This is a genomic window from Flavobacteriales bacterium, assembly GCA_016716605.1.
Lineage (GTDB): Bacteria > Bacteroidota > Bacteroidia > Flavobacteriales_F > PHOS-HE28 > PHOS-HE28.
In genome coordinates, this window is sequence record JADJWA010000001.1 from 1112636 (window position 1) to 1131785 (window position 19150).

Sequence of the window (19150 nt, forward strand, 5' to 3'; positions counted from 1 at the left end):
TCACCCCGATGCAATCCCGCGTCTTCGGCCTCGACCTCATGCGCGCCACGGCGATCCTGCTGGTGGTGTTCTGGCACAGCGCCGATGTGCTGCGGGCGGCCGTTCCGGGCATTGCGCTGCCGCCTCACATCGATGGGGTGGACCTTTTCTTCGTGCTCAGCGGTTACCTGATCGGCGGCATCCTACTGCGCTACGCGGCCATGGATGGGGCGCCTTGGCACCTCCGCCTGCTCGATTTCTGGCAGCGCCGATGGCTGCGCACGTTGCCCAACTACTACCTCTTCCTGGCGGTGAACATCGCGTTGGTCCTCGCTGGTTTCTCCGGCGGCATCATCAATCACAATACGTGGATCTACGCGGTCTTCCTGCAGAACCTCTATAGGCCGGTGGACCTCTTCTTCTGGGAGTCGTGGTCGCTGGTGGTCGAGGAGTGGTTCTACCTGCTCTTCCCGGTCCTGCTCTTCAGCGCGATCGCGCTCACGGGCGTTGCGGCACGGCGCGCGTACCTGCAGCTGGCGCTGCTTTTCATCGTCGCACCGATGCTCGTGCGATTCCAATTGGCGCCCGAAGCACCCACGCTTTGGCACATGGAGCAGGGCTTGCGCAAGCTGGCGATCACGCGTCTCGATGCCATCGGTTGGGGCATCCTCGCCGCGTGGCTGCATGCGCGATTCCCTTCGGGGTGGGGGCAAGTGCGTTGGCCGCTGGCGATCGTTGGCATGGGGGGCATGCTCGGGTGCGCGGTGGCCTATGGCGCGGATCGGCTCGCCTTCAGCAGCACGCATTACTTCACGTTGAATGCGCTATCCATGTCGCTGCTTCTCCCCGTGTTATCCACATGGTCGCGCGCACCGCGCTGGGGCGGTGCCATCGTCTTCATCAGCCTCGTGAGCTATGCGCTCTACCTCGTGCATCAGCCCATGCGTTATGTCTTCAACCGCTGGTTCGCGGTGGAGCGCGAAGCAGGTCTCTTGCTTCCGTTGCTGCTGTACTGGATCGCCTGCATCGCATTGAGCTGGCTCGTGTACCGCTTCTGGGAGCGACGATTCATGGCGCTTCGCGATGGGATCAGCTTGAGGTTGGGTGCTGCAGGATGAGTGAGGGGCGGGTTCAGGGGAGATGCGTATCGCTCAACCCTCAACCTCGAATCAACCTGCAACCCTCAACCCTCCAAGTACTCGTCCTTGAAGAGCAGGTCGCTTTCATAAGGATAGCGCGCGATGTGCAGCGCCTTCACGCGCTCGTACAGGAGCTTGCGCAGACCATCGATGTTGGTGCGGTCGGCTGCGCTGATGAAGATGCACTCTTCATGCGTCATGCGCGCGATCCACGTGGCTTTGAGCTCTTCCAGCGTGAATTGCTCCACGCGCTTCGGGGCGAGGTCGTCCGGGTCGTGGGGCGCAGGCTGGTACGCGTCGATCTTGTTGAAGATCACGATCACAGGTTTGTCGCCTGCGCCGATCTCGTTCAGGGTCTGCTTCACGGTCTCGTACTGTTCCTCGAAGTTGTGGTGGCTGATGTCCACCACGTGCAGCAGCAGGTCGGCCTCGCGGGTCTCGTCAAGGGTGCTCTTGAAGCTCTCGATGAGCTGATGCGGCAGCTTGCGGATGAAGCCCACGGTATCGCTGAGCAGGAAAGGCAGGTTGCCGAGCACCACCTTGCGCACGGTGGTATCGAGGGTGGCGAAGAGCTTGTTCTCGGCGAAGACGGCGCTCTTGCTCAGCACGGTCATCAGGGTGCTCTTGCCGACGTTCGTGTATCCTACCACCGCCACGCGAACCAGCTTGCCGCGGTTGCCGCGCTGGGTGGCCATCTGCTTGTCGATGTCCTTGAGCTGGCCTTTGAGCAGCGCGATGCGGTCGCGGATCAGGCGCCGGTCGGTCTCGATCTCCTTTTCGCCGGCGCCGCCGCGGGTGCCGGTGCCGCCGCGCTGGCGCTCCAGGTGCGTCCACAATTTGGTGAGGCGCGGCAGCATGTACTCGTACTGCGCCAGCTCCACCTGCTTCTTGGCATGCGCGCTGCGGGCCCTTCGGGCGAAGATGTCCAGGATCAAACGCGGCCGGTCGAGCACCGGCTTTGCGATGGCCTTCTCCAGGTTGCGCTGCTGCGCCGGCGTGAGCTCATCGTCGAAGATCACGCAATCCGCGCCGTTGGCCTCCATCCACTCCTTCACCTCCGTGAGCTTGCCGCTGCCGATGTACGAGCGGCCATCGGGCGTGTGCAGGCGCTGGGTGAAGCGCTTCAGCGTGGTGATGTTCGCGGTGGTGGCCAGGAACTCGAGCTCATCGAGGTACTCCTTCACCTGCTCGGGCGATTGCGCGTCGGTGATCAGCCCCACGAGCACCGCCTTCTCGGCCTTGCCAGCGATCTCGAGCGATTCGATCATCTCGCCTTTCCCAGCGTGCGCGTGTAGTCCACCACCGCCTCGATCTCCTTGGCCGTGAGCACGTTCCTATAGGGCATCATCTTGCCCTTGCCGTTGGTCACCTGCGCGATCATCTCAGCGCGGCTCAGCACCGATGCGGTCAAGTCCTTGGCTTCATTGAAGCCCAACTTCCCATTGGCGCCGTGGCAGAGCTCGCAGTGCATCTTATAGACCTGTGCGCCTTTGGGCGCCACTTCGGCATCGGCCGGCGAAGGGGCCATCGCATTGCCGCAGGCAATCGCGAACAGCACCAATGGTGAGATGAAGGATGCTGCGCGGATCATAGCCAACCCTTGCCGAAGGTGCGGCCGATCTCCGTGAGCGGCCAGGGCGTAGCGTAGAGCATCAGCGCCAGGGCAATGCCATATGGAATGGCGATGAGCATCTGCTTCCGCCGCTCATCCTGGGCCCGCTTGCTCATCATGCGGCCAGCCGTGACCAGCGCGATGGCGAGCACCATGCTGCCGATGTGGACGTGCATGATGTAGTTCTGCCAGGCGCCGGCATCCTTGCTGTGGAAGGCTGCGGCGTTGGTGGCATAAAGCACGATACCGAACACGAGCTGGATGTGGCAGGTGATCATGGCCCAGATGGTGGCCATGCGCTCCCAGATGATGATGGGCCGCTGCATCAGCCAGCCGCGCAGGTTCACCAGAAAGGCGACCAGGACCATGAGGATCACGATGTAACGGAGCAGGCTGTGAACGAAGATCATGACCGTGCGGTATTGCGGGGCCGAAGGTAGGCGCGATGGCAGCGCTTACCCGGCGAAGACAACAGCGCTGGCAGCGAGGAAAGCCATGCCCGCCACGACAAGAGCGACCATGAGCTTCCAGATCCATTTGAGCCAGAGGTTGAATGGGATGCCGGCGATCTCCAGGATGCCCATGGTGACGCCGCTCGTGGGGATGATGAAGTTGCAGAGGCCATCGCCGAGCTGGTAGGCGATCACGGCAGATTGCCGAGGGATGTGCAGCAGATCCGCCAAGGGGGTCATCACCGGCATGGTGAGCGCGGCCTGGCCGCTGCCGCTGGGCACGAAGAAGTTGATCGCGAACTGCACGAAGAACATGAGCTGGGCCGAGATCACGGACGGCAGCCCGCTGATAGCGGAGCTCATGCCGTGCAGCACCGTGTCCACCACCTGGCCTTCCTGCATCACCAGAAGCACGCTGCGGCTCAGGCCGATGAGCATGGCCGCGCCCACCATGTCGCGCGCGCCCGCCACGAAGCTCTTGGCCGCCTTCTCGGCCCCGATGCCGCCGATGATCGCCGCCAGCGCGCCCATGCCGATGAAGAGCCCTGCGATCTCCTCGATGTACCAATCGTACTTGTTCACCCCAACGATGAGCGCGACGATGGTGAGGGCGAACAGCACCAGCACCGCGATGCGCCGATTGGTCAAGGGCCGTTCTCCCAATTCGCCCGCTTCGGCCCCGGTGTCCGCGCGACCATGAAGCAATCCGGCCTTCGGGTCCTTCTCGATCCGCGCCGCGTAACGCATCACGAACACGATCGCGATCAGCGTGAGTACGGCCCATTGGACCATGCGGAACTCCCAGCCGCTGAAGAGTGGAAGTTCGCTCAGGCCCTGCGCGATGCCCACCGTGAACGGGTTGAAGGCCGCCCCCGCGAAGCCCACGCCCGACCCCAGGAAGGGGATGGCCACGCCCACCACCGGATCCCAGCCCATGCTGCGCGCCAGCGGGATGGTGATCATCAGGAAGACCAGCACTTCCTCGGCCATGCCGAAGGTGTTGCCGCCGATGCTGAAGGCGAGCATGAGCATGGGGATCACCAGCCGCTTGCGAGCGGGATGCTCACGGGCCCAGCGCAGCACGCGATACAGCCCGGCATCAATCGCGCCCGTCGCGTTCAACACAGCGAAGGCGCCGCCGATCAATAGCACGAACGCGATGATCATGGCCGCCTGGTGGTCCGTGAAGCCTTTCACCGGAGCGGTGAAGAAGCCGTACCAGGGCACCGGCGTGGCATCCACGGCGTGGTAGGTGCCGGGCACTACGGCCGTGCGGGTGCCCGCTTCGGTCTGCACTTCTACCCGTTCGAAGGAGCCTGCGGGCACCAGCCAGGTGCAGGCCACGGCCAAGGCGAGGACAGCGGCGATGATCAGAAGCGCATCGGGCGCCTTGCGCGATGGACTTGCAGGTGCAGACATGCGGCCAAAGTAGGCGGATGGCGGGGATTGGCCAGATGCATCAGGGCCCGAACGATGACGCGTTCATCCGATCCGTTGCCGACCTTGCGCGCTGCAACGTAGATCAACATGCGCCACCTCCTCCTTCTCCTGCTGCTCGCTGCGGCCATGCCCTCCCTCGCGCAGCGGACCTTCGATGTCACGATCGCCGATAGCACCTACCACATGAAGCAGTATTGGTTCGTGCTATACACCAAAGGTGATGGACCTGCGCTTGACAGCCTCACCGCAGCCAACTTGCAGGCAGAGCATCTCGCGCATCAGGATGCGCAGGGTAAGCGGGGCCTCATCGTCATGGCGGGGCCATTCGGCAAGAATGATTCGGGTTGGCGCGGCTTGCTGCTCTACGATTGCGAGACGCGCGAAGAAGTGGAGGAGCAGTTGCTGAAGGACCCCTTCGTGAAAGCAGGCCGCCTGAAGTACGAAGTGCATCCATGGTGGGGCTCCATCGGCACACGATTGCCCTGAGGCAGGCGTACGGGCGGCTTTTCCGAGCCGGGGCTTGTCCGCGATCGTGACTGCTGTCACCGGTCAGTCGGGTCGGCCTTTTGATGTCGCAACTTCGCGCTCCCATAATCCAATCAAGCTCCATGGCACACGAACATCACCACAGCGCTCCGCTCGAGGGCGTGAATCCAAAGTCCGAAGGCAAATGCCCCGTGATGCACGGCGCGCAAGCTCTCCCGGTGGCCGGCCGTGGCCGCCGCAACAAGGACTGGTGGCCCGAGCAGCTCGACTTGGGCATCCTGCACCAGCATCAATCGGTGAGCAACCCGCTTGACCCCGACTTCAACTACCGCGCGGCCTTCTCCAAGCTCGACCTCAAGGCGGTGAAGGCCGACCTCACCAAGCTGATGACTGACTCGCAGGAGTGGTGGCCGGCCGACTGGGGGCACTACGGCGGCCTCATGATCCGTATGGCCTGGCACGCGGCGGGCACCTATCGCACGGCCGATGGCCGCGGCGGCGCCGGCAACGGCAATCAGCGCTTCGCCCCGCTCAACAGCTGGCCCGACAACGGCAACCTGGACAAGGCCCGCCGCCTGCTATGGCCCGTGAAGCAGAAGTACGGCAACAGCCTCAGCTGGGCCGATCTGTACATCCTCGCGGGCAACGTGGCCCTCGAATCGATGGGCTTCAAGACCTTCGGCTTCGGTGGTGGCCGCGAGGACATCTGGGCACCTGAGGAGGACATCTACTGGGGCAGCGAGGGTGAGTGGCTCGCCACCAGCGACAAGCCCAACAGCCGATACAGCGGCAACCGCGATCTGGAAGCGCCGCTCGCTGCCGTGCAGATGGGCCTCATCTATGTGAACCCGCAAGGACCTGATGGCAATCCCGATCCGGTAGCCAGCGGCAAGGATGTGCGCGAGACCTTCAAGCGCATGGCGATGAACGATGAGGAGACCGTGGCCCTCACTGCCGGCGGTCACACCTTCGGCAAGATGCACGGCGCCGCGCCCGATTCGAACGTGGGCCCTGCTCCCGAGGGTGCGCCGATCGAAGCACAAGGCTTTGGCTGGGCGAACAAATTCGGCAGCGGCAAGGGCAAGGACACCATCACCAGCGGACTCGAAGGTGCTTGGAAGCCGAACCCGACGAAGTGGGACAACGGCTACTTCGACATGCTCTTCGGCTACGAATGGGAATTGGTGAAGAGCCCCGCCGGCGGCTGGCAATGGCTGGCCAAGGATGTGAAGCCCGAGCACATGATCCCCGATGCGCACGACCCCAACGTGAAGCATCGCCCTGCGATGACCACGGCGGATCTCTCACTGCGCTTCGATCCCAACTACGAGCCGATCAGCCGCCGTTTCCACAAGGACCCGCAGGCCTTCGCCGACGCCTTCGCCCGCGCTTGGTTCAAGCTCACGCACCGCGACATGGGCCCCAAGAGCCTCTACCTCGGTCCCGAAGTGCCGAAGGAGGACCTCATCTGGCAGGACCCGATTCCCGCCGGCACCAAGCTCACGGATGCCGACGTGACCGCATTGAAGAGCAAGATCCTCGCGAGCGGCCTCAGCGTGAGTGAGCTGGTCGCAACAGCGTGGGCGAGCGCTTCCACCTTCCGCGGCAGCGATAAGCGCGGTGGCGCCAACGGCGCGCGCGTGCGTCTGGCACCGCAGAAGTTCTGGGAGGTGAACGACCCCGCGCAGCTGGGCAAGGTGCTGAGCGCGCTGGAGAAGATCCAGGCCGAGTGCAAGGCTAACGGCAAGCAGGTGTCCATCGCCGATCTGATCGTTCTGGGCGGTAGCGCTGCCGTGGAGAAGGCCGCCAAGGATGCGGGCTTCAACGTTGCCGTGCCCTTCACCAGCGGCCGTGGCGATGCCAGCCAGGAGCAGACCGATGTGGAGAGCTTCGCCGTGATGGAGCCCCAGGCCGACGGCTTCCGCAATTACCAGAAGAAGCTCTACAGCATCCCTGCGGAAGAGATGCTCGTGGACCGCGCCCAACTGCTCACCCTGAGCGCACCGGAAATGACGGTGCTCGTGGGCGGCCTGCGCGTGCTCGGTGCCAACACCGGCGGCAGCAAGCACGGCGTCTTCACCACCAAGGTGGGGCAGCTTACCAACGACTTCTTCCTGAACCTGCTCGACATGGGCACCACATGGACCGCCCTCAGCAACGGCCACACCGGCACCTACGAGGGCCGCGACCGCAAGAGCGGTGAGTTGAAGTGGACCGGTACCCGCGTGGACCTGGTCTTCGGCAGCAACTCGCAGCTGCGCGCCATCGCCGAGGTGTACGCCCAGAACGACGCCAAGGAGAAGTTCGTGAAGGACTTCGTGAAGGCCTGGGTGAAGGTGATGGAGCTCGACCGCTTCGACCTGAAGTAGTCGGCACGAATACCTACTAGTGATGAAGGCGGCCCAAGCGGGTCGCCTTCATGCTATTCAAGCGGATAGACCACGCCTTGATGAAGTGCATGCTGCGTCGATGAGCGCCTCCATACCTTGCTGGCATGCAGCTGAATCGAGCTGAAGAACCATGCGAAGAACAGTGAACAAGCTCTTCATGGGCAAGCCCTCCATGAATGAAGGTGAGCGGCACAGCACCTTGGAGCGGCGTTGGAAGAATGTGGTTGCGATATGGAACAATTCGTTCGAGGAGGATGCTGGGCTCGAGAAACTGGTGCGCCTGATCCTGGCCGCATCGCAGTTCCTCTTTCCGGGTGTTTACATCAAGCATGCGTTCTGGCGATCCGGTCCGGTGCATCAGGATCTGGCCGTTGAGGTCTTTGTGCTCCTCAAGACGGTCTTTCCCGTGATTGTGCTCTGGTTGGGCTGGTGGGGCGAGCCGGTGGTGCTCGGGATGGTGATCTGGTTCACCGTGGAAACGCTCTTGTACATCCCCACCCTGATCTTCGCTTCCGATGCACTGCCCTCGCCCCGTTCGTACCGCCGCTCCAAGTTGCTCATCTTCATCAACTACCTGGAAGTGGTTTTTGCGTTCGCGGTGATCCACATGGATGGCCAGTACATGAATCTCCAGCTCATGAATTGGACCGATGCCGTGTACGTGTCATTCGTCATCACCAGCACCATCGGATTCGGCGAGTACTATCCGATCAGCGGGATCGGCAAGCTGGTGATCTCCATCCAGTCGGTGTTCTACTTGAGCTACATCGCGCTCTTCATCAGCTTCTTCAATCTGGGCCACAACAAAGGCTACTTCGAGGGTTTGGATAGGCGCCGAGGAGGCCTAAGCCCGCAACGATTCCCGCTCTGCCACTGCGTTCTTTTATGAGCTTGCCCGAACGCCCCATCGATGGACGTGGGCCGCCAGTGAATGAACAGGTTCCTGCATAAGGCGTAGGGCGCCCTGGGATCTCCGCTGTTCCGCCGATCCGGATAGCCCCCATGCTCACAAGCTCTTCCGGGCCTCGGCAATGGCCTCCAGGATGGCATCGCGCTCGTGGAGCATTTCGTGCTTGCGTGCTGCCGGCACCACGAAGCGGAAGCGCAGCATTCGCGCGAAACGCTGAACCTCGGTCCAGTACCACATGGTCGCATAGCCTGCAACCGGGAGCGCGACCAGGAAGAGCAGATTGGTCCATGCACGCAGATCCACGAACTGATGGAAAGCCCAGGTCTCGAGCACATAGAATATCGGGAAGCAGATCAAGCCGACGATCATCTGAACCGGCGCCTTGTACTCGATGTCGAGCCGCGATGCCTTGAACACCTGCGAGGGCAGGATGTACGGCAGGTAATTCGTTATCAATCCGAATAGATAAAGCGGCGCGAGCAGCAGGAGCTCCGCCAGATAGCTGATGCACAGCAGGAGGAAATTCTTCTCCAGGAACGCGTTGGAGTAGAAGCCGGGCGTGAGTCGATCGGAGCGCAGAGCATCGAAGAAGGCGAGCAGTCGGGCACCGATGCGCGTGTACAGGTCGGGACGCGCCTCGCGCAATCGGTGCAGGGCATCGGCGAGCTGCTTGCGCACGACGAGTGATCGCTGCGCGTCCTCGTGCAGGTCGGCAGGGGCCGCGTAGGTCGTGTAGAAGGTGTGCGCCTTGATGAGCAGGTCCTCCTGTTCCTTGCCGGTGGTCCATGGCAGCTTACTGGCCAGCGCCTTCCGGATATCGGCTGTCAGGGATTCAATAGCCCCGGATTCGTTGCGCCCGTATGCTTCGCGGTGCGCTGAGGCCAAGATCGGCCGCCCCACCGTTACGCGCACCATGCTGCGGAACTGGATCGCGTCGGAATAGTCGAGCGCGATGGGCACGATGCGCAGCTCGCCCGGCCCTGCATAGCTGAGCGCGATGCGCGCCGTGCCGGTCTTGATCTCGCGCAGGTTGATCTCGTAGTGGCTGCTCCCTTCGGGGAAGATGAGGAGGGTGCCGCGTTGCGCGAGGTACTGATGGCATTGCGCGAAGGCCTGCGTGTTGTCGGGCTTCTCGCCGGGGGCCACATCATTCTTGCGGAAGATGGGGATCACATGGAAGTACCGGAACACGGCGGCGAGTGCGCGGTTCCGGAATAGTCCAGCATTCGCCACGAAGCCGATCCGCTGCCTCACCGCCGCAGCGATGAGCAAGGGATCCATGAGCGTGTTCGGGTGGTTGGCCACGATGATGGCAGGCCCGCCATCAGGCAACTTCTCCAGGCCCGTCACCACGATCCGCTTGAAGAAGATCGCCGTGCAGATCCGCACCAGGATCTTCAATAGCCTATAGAACATCAAGGCGAAGTTGGTCAATGGCCACGGATCATCATTCCATGAGGGCTTGAGGGCTTTAGAAGCGTTGGCTATTCCAATGCATGCGTGTCAGTGAATGAACCGTTCCACAGGCGGCGTGTACCGCCATCCACCAATCCTACCACCATGCTCCAGCTCAGATCATTCCGCCTCGGGCTTGCTGCCCTTTTCGCCGTTTCAGCCATCCGCGGCACGGCCCAGATGAATGCGGAGAACCTCCAACCCGTATTCGCTCAAGAGGCCTCGGGGCGCTTCGATTGCGAGAAGCTCCGCCTCATCCCCATCATGGGCAACGACGCCTATCGGGATGCTTACAAGGACATGGGCGAGCTCGTGCCCATGAACAAGGCCCTTCAGGATGGCCGGTTGAAGGTGAAGGAGCAGGAAGGCGGAGCCACGGTGAACACGCTGCAAGTGGAGAACATCTCGAAGGACACCATCTACCTGATGCAGGGCGAAGTGGTGGTTGGCGGCAAGCAGGACCGCATGCTGGCGCAGGATGTGATCGTGCCGCCGGGCGCAACCCTGAACATCGGAGCTTTCTGCGTGGAGCGCGGCCGCTGGCAGGCCGGCAGCACCGGCCATGAATTCAAGGGCACCATCGGCGTTGTAGGCCAGAAGGCGCGCAAGGCCGCTGCGGTCGAAAAGGAGCAGACCCGCGTGTGGGAGGAAGTGGCCAAGGACATCAAGAAGAATGAAACGGATACGCGCAGCGGCAGCTATGCTCATTTGATGCAGGACAAGGAATTCCAAGCTGACCGGCAGCGCTACCGCGAGAAGCTGCTGGGCTTGCCCGCCGCGAACAGCCGCGTGGTCGGCGTGATCGCCATCAGCGGCGACAAGGTGATCGGCTGCGACGTGTTCGCTACGAGCGCGCTCTTCGCGCAAGCATTCCCGCAACTCGTGGATGCGTACATCGCGGAGGCGCTCAACAACGGCAAGGCGGTGACCATGACCGATGCGCAAGTGACCGAGTACTTCGCGAAGCTCTTCACCGGAGAGGATGGCCTGGAGGAGCGGACCAAAGGGAGCGGCTACCTCTTCAAGAACAACGGACGCAAATACAGGTTGAGCAAATTCTGAACGGGTCAGGGCTTGCGCCCCGCTCTCAGACCGGTGCTCTTCATGCGGGGAGGAGCTGCTTCCTGCTCTGCGCGCTCCTTCAGCACCGCGCCCACTCTTTCCACGATGCCCACCACGAGCGCATTGCCCATGAAGAAGGCGCGCCTTGCATCGCTGGCTCCCTTGGTGTGGTCGTCGGGGAACATGTTGAGGCGCTCGAGCTCGATGGGGGTGAGCCTGCGCAGGATGCCTTTGCCGGTGCGCACCACATGCTTGAATCGGGATGGTGATGATCCACCCTCGCCGGTGATGATGGTGCGCGATGGCTTATCCAATGCATCCGGGAAGACCATGGAGCCCTCGGAATAGCGGTACGCGAAACCGTTGCTCTTGCTGGTGCGCGTCTCGTTCTTGCTCCCCTTCAGGTATTTCCATTGCGCGAGCTGGTGCGCGCTGATCCGAAAGCTGGCGGGCACCTTGCCTTCTGGTTGAAGCACCGAGCCGAGCGTGGTCCGCGCACCATCGTAGGCCGGCACTACGCGTGTGGTCCAAACCTTCCGGCCATGCATCATGCCGGCTTCCGCGAAGGGTCCCTTGGTCGCGCCCTTCCCTATGTTGAATCGCTGCGTCACCTGTGCGAGGTCGCCTTCGATGCTGAACGCCGCAACGCCCGATGGGCCCATAGCTGCGGGGAACGCCTCGGCGAAGAGCCCGGTGCTCGCGATCCACTCCCATGGATTCGCTCCCTTCATCTCGTCGGCCATGCGTGTGCTGGCATGGCAGCCCAGGAAGAAGACGCGCCGCCTGCGCTGCGGCATGCCGTAATCAGCAGCATTGATCACGCGCCATTCCACGGCATAGCCGAGATCGGCCAGCGAGGCCAGCATCACGGCGAAGTCTCGCCCGCGCTGCTTCACCGGTGATTTGAGCAGGCGATCAACGTTCTCGAGGAAGAGAAATGGCGGGCGCTTGGCCTCGAGGATGCGGTGGATCTCCCACCAGAGCACGCCTTTCTTCCCCGCGATGCCCTTGGCCTGCTTCAGGGTCTTGGCAACGGAGTAGTCCTGACAGGGGAAGCCGCCCACGAGCAGATCGTGGTCGGGGATCGAGCCGGCCGTTACCGTCGCGATGTCGCGGTTCTCATGGCCATGCGCACCGAAGCGTGCGACATAGACCTCCGAGGCATCCTGCTTCTTCCGAGCCGGCTCCCATTGGTTGCTCCACACCACCCGGAAGCGCTCTGATGCCCGCTCGAGCCCGATGCGGAATCCACCGACGCCCGCGAACAGCTCTACCACCCGGATCGGTTCCTTCATCGGTGCCGCGCCAAACATATCGCACGCCCGTCCAGCGATCAAGTCCCGCGCCGCCCTTCCCGGAAGGGCATGCCGGTTAGCTTCGGCCCATGCCCTTGACCCCGCGCTCAAAGCTGCCCGACGTGGGCACCACGATCTTCTCCGTGATGAGCCAGCTCGCCCACGAGCATGGTGCCATCAATTTGGGGCAGGGCTTCCCCGACTTTCCCATTGATGAGCGCCTGAGCGACCTGGTGCATTCCGCCATGCGCGCTGGCCACAACCAGTATGCGCCCATGCCAGGGCTGCCTGCGCTGCGCGAGGCCATAGCTGCCAAGGCGGCGCGACTCTATGGCCATGCTTACGATCCCGGCTCCGAGGTCACCATCACCGCAGGTGGAACGCAAGCCATCTTCACCATCATCGCGGCCGTGGTGCATGCGGGCGATGAGGTCATCATCGTTGATCCAGCCTACGATTGCTACGCCCCAGCCGTGGAGCTTTTTGGCGGCACGGCGGTGCATGTTCGCCTCGGTGCTGATATGCGCTTCGACCATGAAGCCGTGGCGCAGGCCATCACCCCGCGCACCCGCTTGCTCATGATCAACACGCCGCACAATCCTGCGGGTACCATCCTGCGCGATGCGGATATGCAGCGCATAGCGGCGATGCTGCGGGGAACCGACATCCTGCTGCTGAGCGACGAGGTGTACGAGCACTTGGTCTTCGACGGCGAGCCGCATGCATCGGTGATCTGCTATCCGGAATTGCGCGAGCGGGCCTTCACGGTCTTCAGCTTCGGTAAGGTCTTCCACGCCACCGGCTGGAAGATGGGCTATGCGCTTGCTCCGAAGGAGCTGATGGGCGAGCTCCGCAAGGTGCACCAGTTCAATGTCTTCAGCGTGAGCACGCCCATGCAGCACGCGCTTGCCGGCTACATCGCGGATCCATCCAATTACGCTCAGGTTCACGCGCTCTACCAGGCCAAGCGCGACCGCTTCGCTGAGGGCATGCGCGGCTCGCGCTTCCGCCTGCTGCCCTGCGAAGGCAGCTACTTCCAGACCGCTGATTACAGTGCCATCAGCGATGAGGGCGATCGCGCCTTCGCCGAGCGCGTGACGCGCGACCATGGCGTTGCGAGCATTCCGCTATCGCCTTTCTACAAGCAGCCGCGCATGGATCAGCGGCTGCTCCGCTTCTGCTTCGCCAAGCGCGACGATACCTTGGACGCCGCCATCGAGCGCCTATGCCGGATCTGAGGGCCACCATCGTGCAGCGCATGCTCCATTGGGAGGATGCCGCTGCCAATCGCAGCATGCTCGCCGAGGCCATCGCGCCGTTGCAGGGCTCCACGGACCTGATCGTGCTGCCGGAGATGTTCACCACCGGCTTCAGCATGCGCAGCGCGGAGCTCGCCGAAGCCATGGATGGCCCCACGGTGGACTGGATGAGTTCACAGGCCGCATCGCTCGATGCGGCCTTGTATGGCAGCGCCATCATCAAGCAGGATGGCAAGTGCTTCAACCGGGGCCTCTTCGTGACGCCCGATGGTGAAGTGACCGCGTATGACAAGCGCCACCTCTTCCGCTTCGCGGGCGAGACGGAGCACTATGCCGCAGGCAGCGAGCGCGTGGTGGTTTCCTGGCGCGGATGGCGCATCCTGCTGCAGATCTGCTTCGACCTGCGCTTCCCGGTATTCTCGCGCAATAAGGGCGATTATGATGCGGTCCTTTACGTGGCCAATTGGCCGGAGGCGCGGCGCTTCCCGTGGAGCCAGCTGTTGATCGCGCGTGCCATCGAGAACCAATGCTATGTGGCGGGCGTGAACCGCGTGGGCATGGACGGCAAGGGCATCCACTACAGCGGCGACAGCGTGATCATCGATCCGCGCGGCGAAGCGATCGCGGGCGTTGAGCGATCGCACGAGGGCATGGCGAGCGCGGTGCTCGGATGGGAGGCGCTGGAGGATTTCCGCGCGAAGTTCCCGGTGGCCAGGGAAGCCGATGATTTCGAGCTTCGGCCCTAGCGGAGCACCTGGATATGGCCGAGCTGGTTCTGCGTAACGCCGATGGTGCCGTCCTTGTCCAGGAAGAAGGCGTATTCGAGTCGCCAGACATAGACATCGTCCGGCACGTTCGCTCCGGCATAGGTGCCGTCCCAGCCTACGGCCGGGTCGTCGCTCTCGAAGAGCTGCTCGCCCCAGCGATCGAAGATGCGCAGCACCATGGTGGCGATGCTCTTGCCTTGCGGGATGAAGATGTCGTTCACGCCATCGCCGTTGGGCGTGAAGGTGTTCGGGATGAAGATGGTGGCCGGGCAATGCTCGATCACGCGGGCGCTATCGGCGGTTGAGCAGTCGTACTGGTTGGTGATGTGCACATAATACCAGCCGTAGGCGCTGGCCATGATCACGCGCGTAGTGGCACCGGTGCTCCAATCATACCGCGAGCCGGCATTGCCTGCATCGATCACCACATAGCGCGGCTCATCGTCTAGGCACGCGTGGAACTCATTCACCGCCATGCGCGCTGGCGAAGGGTTGAAATGCACCGTTATCGCATCCGAGCGCGAACAGGCGCCGTTGTGCGCCGTCACGGAGTACGTGCCCGGTGTTCCGACCATGATTGCACGGGAGGTGCTGCCGTTGCTCCATTGGTAAGTGCAACCCGGGTTGCCCGCGTCCAGCTGCAGGAGCTGCCCTTCGCAGAGGACCGTGTCCTGTCCGAGTTCCACCGAAGGCGGTGCGATGAACTCGGCGTTGGCGCTGAAGGTTCCGGCGCAGCCTGCAGCATTCGTTACCGTTACCGAGTAGCTGCCCGATGCGCTCACCGTAATCGATTGCGTGGTGACGCCAGTGCTCCACAGGTAGGTCGCTCCAGCGTTGCCTGCATTGAGCGTGGCGCTCTCGCCGACGCAGCGGAGCACATCGCTCAGGGCATTCACGGGTGCGGGCGCTACGTCGATGGCGATGGCATCGGTCGCCGCGCAGTAGCCGTTGCTCACCGTAACGGAGTAGTTGCCTGCTTCGCCGGTGCTGATGCTCTGCGTTTGCGCTCCGGTGCTCCAGGCGAACGAGGCGCCTGCGTTGCCCGCATCGAGCAGGATCGGCTGTCCTTGGCAGATGGTGGTGTCATTGCCGAGCGATACGCTGATCTCCGGCGCCAGTGTCACCAGGGCATCGAAGCTCGCGCTGCAGCCCTGTGCGGTGGTCACGGTCACGGTGTAGGCACCGCTGCCCGAGGGCGTGATCGATTGCGTGGTGGCACCGGTGCTCCACGCATAGCTGGATCCCGGATTACCCGCATCCAGGGTCGGCGGCGATGTGATGCATGCACTCGCGTCCTGCAAGGCATCCACGGGCAGCGCATTGAACTGCACGTTCACCGCATCACTGGCGCTGCACCCTTGCGGCGTGGTCACCGTTACGCTGTAGTTGCCGCTGACCGACACGTTGATGGCCTGCGTCTGATCCCCGGTGCTCCAGGTATAGGCGGCGCCTGTGTTGCCGGCATTCAGTGTTTGCGGCGCGTTGCCGCAGACGTTCAGATCAGGGCCGAGCTCCACGGCAGGGACGGGATGCAGCGTGACGTTGAAGGTGCTGATCGCCTGACAGCCGTTGGCGTCGGTGATGGTCACGGTGTGCGGCCCGCTCTGGTTGGGCACGATCGAAGGCGTTGTGGCGCCCGTGCTCCATAGGTAGCCCACGCCGATGGCAGGTGCGGTGAGCGTTGGCGGCGCATCGGCGCAAGCACTCACGGCCTGGGCCGAAGGAACCCCGGCGAATGCGCGCGTGATGGTCAATTGATCGCTCACGGAGCAGCCGAAGGCATCGGTCACGGTCACGGTGTAGGTGGCGGTGGCATCCACGAGGATCGATGGCGACTGGATGCTGCCCGAGTTCAGGTTCGCCGCAGGAGACCAGCTGTAGATGGCGCCGGGTACATTGTGCTGCACGGAGAGCTGATGGCCGAGCGTGGAGCAAAGCGTGAGGTCGGGGCCGGCATCGGCGGTGTAGCCCGAGTTCACGGTGATGGTGATTGATGCGGTAAGCTGGCAACCGGTCGGAACATGTGTGGCCGTGCACGTGTAGGTGGTGGTGCTGGTGGGTGTGGCCGTGGGATCAGGGATGGCATTGTCGTTCAACCCAACGCCCTGCCACGAGTAGGTCATGGCGCCACTCCCGTTCACCAGGGCTTCAAGCGCGGTGCTCTGTCCCTGGCAAAGCGTGGTCTGCGCTGCCGTGATGCTCAGCCCGAAGAGCTGACCCACGGTGATCGTGGTCTGCCCGGAAGCCGTGCAACCATCGCCACTGGTGGCGGTCACGGTGTACGTGGTGTTTTGCGAGGGAGTGGCAATCGGGTTTTCGATTGAAGGGTCGCTGAGGGACCCGTTGGCCGGCGACCAGGCATAGGCGATGTTCGACCCTGAGCTGGGGTTCGCGTTCAGTTGCACGCCATTGATCGAGCAAAGCGTGGTGCTGGGCGTGACATTCAGTTGGAATGCCGGGGCCACGGTGACGAACACCGAGTCCTGATAGATGCAGCCGGCCGTTGGATCCGTCGCGCTCAGCACGTACCAGCCGCTGGCTGTCGGCGTGGCGGTGGGCGCAGGGCTCGCAGGATCATTCAATGTGGAGGGCTGCGACCAGGCGTAGCTCGCGAAGCCGTCGTCGTATCGCGCGATCAGGAAATCGTCAATGGCCCAGTTGTCGTGTCCCGCACCTTGGTTGGCCAATTGGCGCAAGCGGAACATGGTGCTCGCGGTCTGCGCCGCCGACGGAATGGCAGCGTTCACCGGTGCGAAGCCAGGGAAGGCCGCCTCATTGTACGTGGCGATGACGTTCCAATTGATGCCGTTGTTGTTCGAGTATTCGAGCACGATGTCATCGCCCGGATCGGCATCCTCGCAGGGCGCGGACCCATTCGCGATCTTCAATTTGAAGCGCACGACGCCGCCTCCCGTGGTGATGTAGGCCACGGTCTGCGCGCTGCGCTGTCCGTTGCCGTTGAAGTAGAGCGCTGTTCCGGAGGCGCTGCCGCATGCCGTGCTGATGGTGCCTCCCTGAACGGCGGACCACATCGGATCCGCAGGGGCCTCGAAGGCATCGCTGGCCAGGCGCCGCAGCACCTGGCTGCTCAGTTGGGTGGTATTGCCGAGGCAAACCGTGGCGGGCTGCGCCGTGGTCTCCATCTCCACGATCGCTCCGGGCTGCACGGTTACCAGGATGCTGTCGGTCATATCCCCGCATCCGCTCGGGCTTGAGACCTGCACACCGTACCACGTGGTTGCTGATGGTGTGGCCAGCGGAGAATTCGAAGCGGCATCGCTCAAGCTGGCCACGGGCCACCAACTCACGTTGAACCATGCGGGATCCGGTGGCGGCTCCAAGCTGAGCTGCACGGGCTGGTACTGGCACACGTTGATCGACGGTTGGCCGTTGGCCGAGAGCAGGGTGGGTATGGTGAGCGGGCTTCCCACGTGGAAGGTGAATTCGCTGGGGCAGCCGCTCACCGGCAGCTGGCCGCTCACGCGGTAACTCTCGCTCTGCGTGGGCGTGATGGTGATGCTGTTACCCGTTCCGATAACGACTAGCGGATCGCTCAGGGCCACCCATTCGGCATTGTTCAGTGCGAAGGGGCTGTTGAGCGTGAGCGGGCCTGATCCGCACACCACGCTGTCCTGTGGCGCGGTCACCGAGGCGATGTTATTCACGGATGATGCGTAGCTCTCACCAGCGCCAGTGCCGATGGCGTAGGCCTGGAAGCCGACGGGGCACGTGATGCGGTGCGCACCAGCCGTGATCGGGATCCGGGCATGCTTCCGGTCGCTGCAAGCGGCGTAGGCCTGGAAGAGCGCTGGGTTCAACGGCACGCCATCGATCTGGACCTGCCCCGTGGCCGATGCCGGCACAACGATGCTCACGCTGTGCGCATTCACTTGGGCATTGTTGCTCGTGTGGAACCGGGCGCTCCGTGAGGCGCGATCGTCCGGTGAAAGCAGCATCAACGAAGGGTCTCCGGCACCGGCGCATGAATAGCCCTCCAGGAGCTGCGCGACGCTGATCGGCAGGTTCGCCTCGATGCATGCGGGCGCGGTGCTCCCGCTCACCTCATGGCGCTGCCCGGCATTGAGCGCGATCGGCGCGCCTCCGTCGATGGTGACCAGCGTGCCGTCCTGATGCGCCAGGATCCGGTAGGTCATCACGGCGATGCCGCTGGCCATCACGGTATGGTAGCGCGTGCCCCAAGCGGTAACGGGCAGGCATTGCTCGAAGATGTGGTCGCAAGCCGAGCATCCAGCCGGCGAGGTTCCGCACATGGTACCGCCAAGCACCACGAAGGTGCGGCATGGCCCGCTCTGATCGGTGCCTTCGATCAGGCTGCCGGTCAGGTTCAGCAAGTCGGTGGCAGCCTGCACCTGGTAGGCCTGTCCAGCGTTCAGGTTCACGATGAAGGGTACGCCGGCGGGTTGCCCATTGGCGGTATTGGCCGATGGCGTGATGCGCACTTGCGTGCCGTCCTCTATGGCCAGTACCGCGAATTCGCTCTTGTGCAGGTTATTGAAATTGGGAAGGCCATGGTGCGCGTCGACCCGGTACAGGGTGCCCAGGGAGTTCACCGGCAGCACTTGGCTCAGGTCGTGGGTGTAGTTCTGCAAGCTCGCCATGTACACGTTCACCGTGTCCTGCGCCTGGATCAGCACGCCTTTGCCCTGCGCTGAGCCCGAGCCGCTCAACTCGGCGCTCGTTGGCACATCGATCACCGTTACGCCATTGGCGGCCACGCTGAAGGCTTGGCTCCAGCCCAGCAGCGGCATGCTCACCGTTCCATTCGTCGCATTCTCACTGGCCACGTGGATCCGCAGGGCTTGCGCCCCGAATCCGTTCTGCATGAAGGTGGTCCAGAAAGCCTTGCCGCGCGTAGGCAGCATTGTGCCGGATTGTGCCAACGC

Annotated in this window: 14 protein-coding genes; 7 read left to right on the forward strand and 7 right to left on the reverse strand. The window is 63.2% G+C overall.

Annotation, left to right across the window (positions count from 1 at the left end; translation table 11 throughout):
* The first annotated feature begins 8 nt into the window (after nucleotides 1–8).
* Nucleotides 9–1097 carry an acyltransferase gene (locus IPM12_04415; protein MBK9147051.1) on the forward strand — a complete coding sequence of 363 codons (1089 nt, stop codon included), beginning with the start codon at nucleotides 9–11 and terminating at the stop codon, nucleotides 1095–1097.
* Nucleotides 1098–1162: 65 nt separating this feature from the next.
* On the opposite strand, the gene hflX is transcribed toward IPM12_04415, so the two are convergent.
* The 4 genes from hflX to yfcC are packed head-to-tail and all read right to left on the reverse strand — an operon-like array spanning nucleotide 1163 to nucleotide 4601.
* Nucleotides 1163–2386: a GTPase HflX gene (hflX, locus tag IPM12_04420; GenBank protein ID MBK9147052.1), complete on the reverse strand. Its 1224-nt coding sequence runs from the start codon at nucleotides 2384–2386 to the stop codon at nucleotides 1163–1165.
* Nucleotides 2383–2709: a cytochrome c gene (locus tag IPM12_04425; GenBank protein MBK9147053.1), complete on the reverse strand. Its 327-nt coding sequence runs from the start codon at nucleotides 2707–2709 to the stop codon at nucleotides 2383–2385. Before IPM12_04425 ends, hflX begins: the two co-directional genes overlap by 4 nt.
* Nucleotides 2706–3140 carry a hypothetical protein gene (locus tag IPM12_04430; GenBank protein MBK9147054.1) on the reverse strand — a complete coding sequence of 145 codons (435 nt, stop codon included), beginning with the start codon at nucleotides 3138–3140 and terminating at the stop codon, nucleotides 2706–2708. The genes IPM12_04425 and IPM12_04430 overlap by 4 nt, the downstream gene beginning before the upstream one ends.
* A gap of 45 nt (nucleotides 3141–3185) precedes the next feature.
* The gene (gene yfcC / locus IPM12_04435; protein ID MBK9147055.1) at nucleotides 3186–4601 is read right to left on the reverse strand and encodes a putative basic amino acid antiporter YfcC; all 1416 of its coding nucleotides are present in this window, start codon (nucleotides 4599–4601) and stop codon (nucleotides 3186–3188) included.
* A gap of 108 nt (nucleotides 4602–4709) precedes the next feature.
* On the opposite strand from yfcC, the gene IPM12_04440 reads away from it, so the two are divergent.
* From IPM12_04440 to IPM12_04450, 3 genes are all read left to right on the forward strand, one after another.
* Nucleotides 4710–5108, forward strand: a complete 399-nt coding sequence (locus tag IPM12_04440) for a hypothetical protein (GenBank protein ID MBK9147056.1) — start codon at nucleotides 4710–4712, stop codon at nucleotides 5106–5108.
* Between the two features lie 122 nt (nucleotides 5109–5230).
* Nucleotides 5231–7477, forward strand: a complete 2247-nt coding sequence (gene katG / locus IPM12_04445; GenBank protein MBK9147057.1) for a catalase/peroxidase HPI — start codon at nucleotides 5231–5233, stop codon at nucleotides 7475–7477.
* 151 nt (nucleotides 7478–7628) lie between these two features.
* Complete coding sequence (locus IPM12_04450; protein ID MBK9147058.1) at nucleotides 7629–8387, forward strand: two pore domain potassium channel family protein; 759 nt, start codon at nucleotides 7629–7631, stop codon at nucleotides 8385–8387.
* A gap of 117 nt (nucleotides 8388–8504) precedes the next feature.
* On the opposite strand, the gene IPM12_04455 is transcribed toward IPM12_04450, so the two are convergent.
* On the reverse strand, nucleotides 8505–9824 hold the full coding sequence (locus IPM12_04455) for a 1-acyl-sn-glycerol-3-phosphate acyltransferase (protein ID MBK9147059.1): 1320 nt from the start codon (nucleotides 9822–9824) through the stop codon (nucleotides 8505–8507).
* A 144-nt stretch (nucleotides 9825–9968) separates the two neighbouring features.
* Between IPM12_04455 and IPM12_04460 the strand changes: the two genes are divergently transcribed.
* Entirely contained in the window at nucleotides 9969–10925 is a 957-nt protein-coding gene (locus IPM12_04460) for a hypothetical protein (protein MBK9147060.1), read from the forward strand.
* A 5-nt stretch (nucleotides 10926–10930) separates the two neighbouring features.
* Here the strand turns inward: IPM12_04460 and dcm are convergent, their stop codons facing one another.
* Nucleotides 10931–12220, reverse strand: coding sequence for a DNA (cytosine-5-)-methyltransferase (gene dcm / locus IPM12_04465; GenBank protein ID MBK9147061.1), 1290 nt, complete (start codon nucleotides 12218–12220; stop codon nucleotides 10931–10933).
* 89 nt (nucleotides 12221–12309) lie between these two features.
* On the opposite strand from dcm, the gene IPM12_04470 reads away from it, so the two are divergent.
* On the forward strand, nucleotides 12310–13458 hold the full coding sequence (locus IPM12_04470; protein ID MBK9147062.1) for a pyridoxal phosphate-dependent aminotransferase: 1149 nt from the start codon (nucleotides 12310–12312) through the stop codon (nucleotides 13456–13458).
* The gene (locus tag IPM12_04475; GenBank protein MBK9147063.1) at nucleotides 13446–14225 is read left to right on the forward strand and encodes an amidohydrolase; all 780 of its coding nucleotides are present in this window, start codon (nucleotides 13446–13448) and stop codon (nucleotides 14223–14225) included. The genes IPM12_04470 and IPM12_04475 overlap by 13 nt, the downstream gene beginning before the upstream one ends.
* On the opposite strand, the gene IPM12_04480 is transcribed toward IPM12_04475, so the two are convergent.
* Nucleotides 14222–19129, reverse strand: coding sequence for a gliding motility-associated C-terminal domain-containing protein (locus IPM12_04480; protein MBK9147064.1), 4908 nt, complete (start codon nucleotides 19127–19129; stop codon nucleotides 14222–14224). The two genes, IPM12_04475 and IPM12_04480, sit on opposite strands and share 4 nt — an antisense overlap.
* Nucleotides 19130–19150: the final 21 nt, after the last annotated feature.